The sequence below is a fragment of the Rhizobacter sp. P2_H3 genome (genome assembly GCF_056403355.1).
In genome coordinates, this window is sequence record NZ_JBFUFQ010000292.1 from 1 (window position 1) to 6,352 (window position 6,352).

General features: G+C 71.5%; 6 protein-coding genes. All 6 read left to right on the forward strand.

The features are described from left to right. Positions 1-973, forward strand: a 973-nt coding sequence (locus tag AC1D1T_RS29100) for a molybdopterin-binding domain-containing protein (protein ID WP_477992998.1), incomplete at its 5' end; no start/stop codon positions are given. Continuing rightward, the gene (locus AC1D1T_RS29105) at positions 970-2,652 is read left to right on the forward strand and encodes a formylmethanofuran dehydrogenase subunit A (RefSeq protein ID WP_477992999.1); all 1,683 of its coding nucleotides are present in this window, start codon (positions 970-972) and stop codon (positions 2,650-2,652) included. The genes AC1D1T_RS29100 and AC1D1T_RS29105, both read left to right, overlap by 4 nt. After that, a complete protein-coding gene (fhcD, locus tag AC1D1T_RS29110; protein ID WP_047502258.1) occupies positions 2,649-3,563 on the forward strand; it encodes a formylmethanofuran--tetrahydromethanopterin N-formyltransferase in 915 nt (304 codons plus the stop codon). Before AC1D1T_RS29105 ends, fhcD begins: the two co-directional genes overlap by 4 nt. Continuing rightward, the gene (locus AC1D1T_RS29115) at positions 3,560-4,369 is read left to right on the forward strand and encodes a formylmethanofuran dehydrogenase subunit C (protein ID WP_477841652.1); all 810 of its coding nucleotides are present in this window, start codon (positions 3,560-3,562) and stop codon (positions 4,367-4,369) included. The genes fhcD and AC1D1T_RS29115 overlap by 4 nt, the downstream gene beginning before the upstream one ends. A 10-nt stretch (positions 4,370-4,379) precedes the next feature. Further along, positions 4,380-4,913, forward strand: a complete 534-nt coding sequence (fae, locus tag AC1D1T_RS29120; protein WP_047502252.1) for a formaldehyde-activating enzyme — start codon at positions 4,380-4,382, stop codon at positions 4,911-4,913. A 104-nt stretch (positions 4,914-5,017) separates the two neighbouring features. Further along, positions 5,018-6,352 (forward strand): aminodeoxychorismate synthase component I (pabB, locus tag AC1D1T_RS29125; RefSeq protein WP_477993000.1); only part of this gene is annotated, 1,335 nt, incomplete at its 3' end.

The window sequence follows — 6,352 nt, forward strand, 5'->3', positions numbered from 1 at the left end:
GTCGGGCGCCCGCGCGCTGTACCGCCTGGCCTGCCGGACCGGGGCGATCTGCGACGCGGCCGAGGGCGAGGCGCTGATGACCACGCTGCGCGCGACGCAGGACCGCGGCAGCTTCTTCACGACGCTGGCCGAGGTGCGCACGCGCGCCGACCTGATCGTCTGCGTGGGCGGCACGCCGGTGCGGCAGGCGCCGGAGTTCTTCGATCGCTGCGGCGTCGGCGAGGCGCTCGTGGCGCAGCGGCGGGTGGTGGTGCTCGGCGGCGGCACGGCCGATGGCGCGGTGCTCGACAGCCTGCGCGCGCGTCCGGGCGTCACGGTCGACACGATCCCGCTGCACGGYGACCTGTTCAGCACCGTCGCGCTGCTGTCCGCGCTGGTCGCCGGGCGTGCCGTGCGCGAGGCACCGGCGGCGCTGCAGTCGCTGGCCACGCAGCTGCGGCAGGCGCGCTACGCGGTGTTCGTCGGCGAGACGCGCACGCTGCCGCGCCAGGGCGCGCTGGTCGTCGAAAGCATCCACCGCACCGTCGGCACGCTGAACCAGAGCACCCGTGCCGCGGCGATGTGGCTGGGCGGCGGCAACGGCGCCGGCACGGTGAACCAGGTGTTCACCTGGCTGTCGGGCCTGCCGCTGCGCTCGCGCGCCGGGCCGCTCGGGCTGGAACACGAGCCGCTGTGCTTCGATGCGCAGCGCCYGCTGTCCGACGCCGCGGTCGACAGCCTGCTGTGGGTGTCCAGCTTCGATCCGGACCTGGCCCCGCCGGCGACCGCGCAGCCGACCCTCGTGCTGGGCCACCCCGAACTGGCGCGGGTGCCGGCCGCGGTGTTCATCCCGGTGTCGACGCCGGGCATCGGCTCGCCGGGGCACCTGTTCCGGGCCGACGGCTCGGTGATGCTGCCGTTGTTCGCGGTGCATGACGACGGCCTGCCGACGCTCGCCGGCGTGCTCGACCGCATCGCAGGAGCGCTGGCATGAGCAGCGTGCGCCTGCGCGGCGGCTTGGTCATCGACCCGGCGAACGACGGCCGGCCCCAGGTGCGTGACCTCGGCGTGCGCGACGGCCGCATCGTCGCGCTCGCGCCGCGCGAGGCCGTCGACGACGAGGTCGACGCGAGCGGCTGCGTCGTGATGGCCGGCGGCATCGACATGCACACGCACATCGGCGGCGGCAAGGTCAACCTGTCGCGCCTGCTGCTGCCCGAGCTGCAGCGCCACGGCGCCGACCCGTTCGCACGCTCGACCAACCCGCTGGAACTGGCCTCGTGCGGCGGCTGCACGCCGGGCACGCTGGCCACCGGCTACCGCTACGTCGAGATGGGTTACACGGCGGCCTTCGAGCCGGCGATGATGCCGTCGAACGCACGCCACACGCACATGGAGATGGGCGACACCCCCATCCTCGACCACGGCGCCTACGTGATGCTCGGCAACGACGAGCTGTTCCTGCAGATGCTGGCCGAGCAGCAGGACTTCGAGCGCATCCGCGACTACATGGCATGGACCATCCATGCCACCAAGGCGATGGGCGTGAAGGTGGTCAACCCGGCCGGCATCTCGGCCTTCAAGTTCAACCAGCGCAAGCTCGATGTCGACGAGCACCATGTGCACTGGCAGGTCACGCCGCGCCAGGTGGTGCACACGCTGGCGCGCGCGCTGCGCGAGCTGGGCGTGCCGCACCCGCTGCACATCCACGGCAGCAACCTCGGCGTGGCCGGCAACATCCAGTCGACGCTGGACACCATCGCCGCGCTCGAGGGCCTGCCGGCGCACCTGACGCACGTGCAGTTCCATGCCTACGGCACCGAGGGAGCGAAGAAGTTCTCGTCGGCCGCAGCGCAGCTGGCCGAGGCGGTGAACGCGAACCCGAACGTCAGCATCGACGTCGGCCAGATCATGTTCGGCCAGACCGTCACCGCGTCGGGCGACACGATGCGCCAGCATGCGCAGTCGGGGCTCGCCAGCCCGCGCAAGTGGATCGGCGCCGACATCGAATGCGACGCCGGCTGCGGCGTGGTGCCGTTCCGCTACCGCGAGCAGAGCTATGTGAATGCGCTGCAATGGGCGATCGGGCTGGAGATCTTCCTGCTCGTGAACGACCCGTGGCGCGTCGCGCTGACCACCGACCACCCGAACGGCGGGCCGTTCACCAGCTACCCGCACCTGATCCGGCTGCTGATGGACAAGGGCTTTCGCGACGAGCAGCTGGCGAAGCTGCATCCCGACGTGGCGGCGCACAGCGCGCTCGGCTCGATCACGCGCGAGCTGAGCCTGCACGAGGTCGCGATCATGACGCGCGCCGGGCCGGCGAAGCTGCTCGGCCTGCAGGACCGCGGCCACCTCGGCGTGGGCGCCGCGGCCGACATCGCGGTCTACCGCGAGAACGCCGACCGCGAGGCGATGTTCAGCACGCCCGAGCGGGTCTACAAGGACGGCACGCTGGTGGCCCGCGCCGGCCGCATCACCGCGGTGCCGACGGGAGGAACGCACTTCGTCGAGCCCGAGTACGACCGCGGCATCGAGGGCTACCTGCGCAAGCACCTGGCGGCGCGCGGCTCGGTGAACTTCGATGCCGTGGCCATCGACCATGACGAGCTGTGCACCTGCTGCAACGGCGGGCGCCTGCTGCCGACAGCCTGCTTCGAGCATTCAGCATGATCGAGAACGGCGTCCTGATCGACGACAGCTTCGCCGAGGCCTTCCCGATGAAGGCCACGCGCCTCGTGATCACCGCGCACAACCCCACCTGGGCGCGCCACGCCGCGGTGTCGGCCACCGGCTTCGCGACCTCGGTGATCGCCTGCGGTTGCGAGGCCGGCATCGAGCGCGAACTCGACCCCGCCGACACGCCGGACGGACGGCCCGGCGTCAGCGTGCTGATCTTCTCGATGTCGGGCAAGGAGCTCGCGAAGCAGGTGGAGCGGCGTGTCGGGCAATGCGTGCTGACCTGCCCGACCACCGCGGTGTTCGCCGGCATCGCCGAAGGCGAAGCCATTCCGCTCGGCAAGAACCTGCGCTTCTTCGGCGACGGCTGGCAGATCTCGAAGGTGATCAACGGCGTGCGCTACTGGCGCGTGCCGGTGATGGACGGCGAGTTCGTCGCGCAGGAGACGACGGCCGTCGTCAAGTGCGTGGGCGGCGGCAACCTGCTGCTGATGTGCCGCGACACCGATGCCGCGCTCGCGGTGGCCGAGGCGGCGGTGGCCGCGATGCAGGCGCTGCCCAACGTGATCATGCCGTTCCCGGGCGGCGTGGTGCGCTCGGGCTCGAAGGTCGGCAGCAAGTACGCCACGCTGAGTGCGTCGACCAACGATGCGTTCTGCCCCGGCCTGGCGGGCCTCGCGGCCAGGAGCGAGATCACGCCGCAGACGCGCTGCGTGATGGAGATCGTGATCGACGGCCTGACCGAGGCCGATGTCGGTGCGGCGATGCGCGCCGGCATGCAGGCCGGCATCGCGCTCGGTGCGGCCGGCGGCCTGCTGCGCATCTCGGCCGGCAACTACGGCGGCAAGCTCGGGCCCTTCCACTTCCACCTGCGCAAGCTGCTCGCTGCGCAGGCCACCACATGAGCGGCTGGCGCCTGACGCTGCGGCACGCGCCTGCGCTGCGCGTGGACCTGCGCGGCGTGCTGCCGGCCACCTTGGGCGGCCTGTCGGCGGCGCAGGTCGGGCAGGTTGCCGTGGGGCATGGGGCCTCGCGGGTGCCGCTGGGCGAGTTCTTCACCATCCAGGCCGACGGCGACGACGCGCTGGTGTTCGACGGCGACCTGTCGCGCTTCGACCGCGTCGGCTGGCAGATGGCGGGCGGCCGCCTGACCGTGCACGGCCCGGCCGGCCACTACGCCGGCGGCTGCATGACCGGCGGCGAGCTGCAGGTGCACGGCACGGTCGGCCTGCTGGCGGCCTGCGAGATGGCGGGCGGGCAGCTCACGGTCGATGGCGATGCGGGCGACTTCGCTGCCAGCACGCTGCCCGGCAGCATGGACGGCATGCGCGGCGGCACGCTGCTCGTCAAGGGCAATGCCGGCGAGCGCTTCGGCGACCGCATGCGGCGCGGCACGGCGCTGGTGTTCGGCGATGCGGGCGACTTCCTGGCCTCGCGCATGGTGGCCGGCACCCTCGCGATCGGCGGGCGGGCCGGTGCGCACGCGGGCTACGGCATGCGGCGCGGCAGCGTGGTGTTCGCGGGCGCGGCACCGGACATCGCCCCGACCTTCGTGCCGGCAGGGGCGCAGGCGCCGGTGTTCTGGCAGCTGCTGGCACGCGACCTCGCGCGGCACGGCGGCCCCTTTGCGCGCCTGCCGTCACGCGCCATCGCGCGCCACCTGGGCGACCTGGCGACGGACGGCCGCGGCGAATTGATCCTGACGACCTGAAAGCACCCCCATGACCAAGACCTACCTCTTCCACGCCGGCGAAGCCACCGTGTTCGCGCGCGAAGGCCAGTTCACCGATGCGATGCCCGAGATCCTGATCGGCCGCACCGACGGCCCCGTCGGCCAGGCCTTCGCGAACATGATGGCGCAGAGCAAGGGCCACACCGCGATGTTCGCGATCCGCGCCTGCAACCAGCTGGTGCGGCCGGCGACCATCATCGTGCCGAAGGTCACTCTGAAGGATTTCGCCAACATCGACCTCTATGGCGGCGTGGTGCAGAGCGCGACGGCCGATGCGGTGGTCGACTGCCTGATCGACGGCACGATCCCGAAGGACATCGCCAACGAGTTGTGCATCATCAGCCTGGTGTGGATCGACCCGCGCTGCGCGAAGGACGAGAACCTGGACAAGAAGGACATGTACCGCACCAACCACGAAGCGACGAAACTGGCGATCAGGCGCGCGCTGAACAACGAGCCCTCGGTCGACGAACTGATCGCCAACCGCCACAAGATCAAGCACGACATGGACGACTGGAGTTAGGAGATGGCCCCCCAGTCGCTTCGCTCCTGCCCCCAAGGGGCGCCACCTTCGGCCCGGGAGACCCGGGCTTCGGCGTTGCTTGATGAACTCGGGCCGCGCCCACCATGAGTTGCTTTGCGCTGCTCGACGACTGCCACGCGACACGCGGCAACCCACTCAGCCGGCTGTACACCGGCTTCGAGCGCGAGCACCGCTGTGTCGATCCGGCGCAGCTCGATGCCGTGTGGGCCGCGGTCGACGCCGACCTGCGCGCCGGCCTGCATGCGGTGCTGCTGGCCGACTACGAATGGGGCGCCAAGCTGATGCGGGCCGGGCATGCGCGGCTGCGGCCGGACGATGCGGCGTCGCTGCGGGTGCTGATGTTCCGCGAGCTGGCGCGGCTGTCGAACGACGAGGTCGACGCCTGGCTCGCGGCGCGCAGTGGTGAAGAAGGCAGCAGCGGCGTGATGAACCTGCGCCCGAGCGTCGACAAGCCCGGCTTCACGCGCGCGATCGACCGCATCCACGAGGCGATCCGCAACGGCGAGACCTACCAGGTCAACTTCACCTACCGGCTGCATGGCGAGGCCTGGGGCTCGCCGGTCGACCTGTACCGCCGCCTGCGCGCGCGGCAGCCGGTGGCCTATGGCGCGCTGATCGCGTTGCCCGACGCCGGGACGCCGCATGTGCTGTCGCGCTCGCCCGAGCTGTTCCTGCGCCACGAGGCCGGGCTGCTCACCGCGCGGCCGATGAAGGGCACCGCGCCGCGCATCCGCGCGCCCGAGAGCGACAGCGAGACCGCACGCCTGCTGTCGCTCGACATCAAGAACCGCGCCGAGAACCTGATGATCGTCGACCTGCTGCGCAACGACCTGGGCCGCATCGCGCAGACCGGCTCGGTGAAGGTGCCGTCGCTGTTCGCGATCGAACCGTATGCGACGCTGTTCCAGATGACCTCGACGGTCAACGCGCGGGTGCGGCCCGAGGTCGGCTTCGCCGACCTGCTGCGCGCGGTGTTCCCCTGCGGCTCGATCACCGGCACGCCCAAGCACCACACGATGGAGCTGATCGCCGGGCTGGAAACCACGCCGCGCGGCCTGTACTGCGGCGCCATCGGCTGGGTCGATGCGCCGCAGGGCGAGGCGCGCATCGGCGATTTCTGCCTCAACGTGGCGATCCGCACGCTGACGCTGGGCGCCGAGGCGCGCGGGCTGCGGCCGGCGCGGCTGGGCATCGGTGCCGGCATCGTGCTCGACAGCCGCGCCGACGACGAGTTCGAGGAATGCCTGCTGAAGGCGCGCTTCCTGACCGGGCTGGACCCGGGCTTCCAGCTGTTCGAGACGCTGTGGGCACAGCGCGGCGAGGCGCGCGGGCTCGATGAGCACCTGGCGCGGCTGGCGCACAGCGCACGCGCGCTCGGTTTCGCGTTCGATGGCGAACAGGTGCGCGCGGCGGTGGCC

What these genes read in the sequence shown, in the direction of transcription:
- AC1D1T_RS29115 (WP_477841652.1), top strand. Translation starts at nt 3,560, where the DNA reads ATGAGCGGCTGGCGCCTGACGCTGCGGCACGCGCCTGCGCTGCGCGTG.
- fhcD (WP_047502258.1), top strand. Translation starts at nt 2,649, where the DNA reads ATGATCGAGAACGGCGTCCTGATCGACGACAGCTTCGCCGAGGCCTTC.
- fae (WP_047502252.1), top strand. Translation starts at nt 4,380, where the DNA reads ATGACCAAGACCTACCTCTTCCACGCCGGCGAAGCCACCGTGTTCGCG.
- AC1D1T_RS29105 (WP_477992999.1), top strand. Translation starts at nt 970, where the DNA reads ATGAGCAGCGTGCGCCTGCGCGGCGGCTTGGTCATCGACCCGGCGAAC.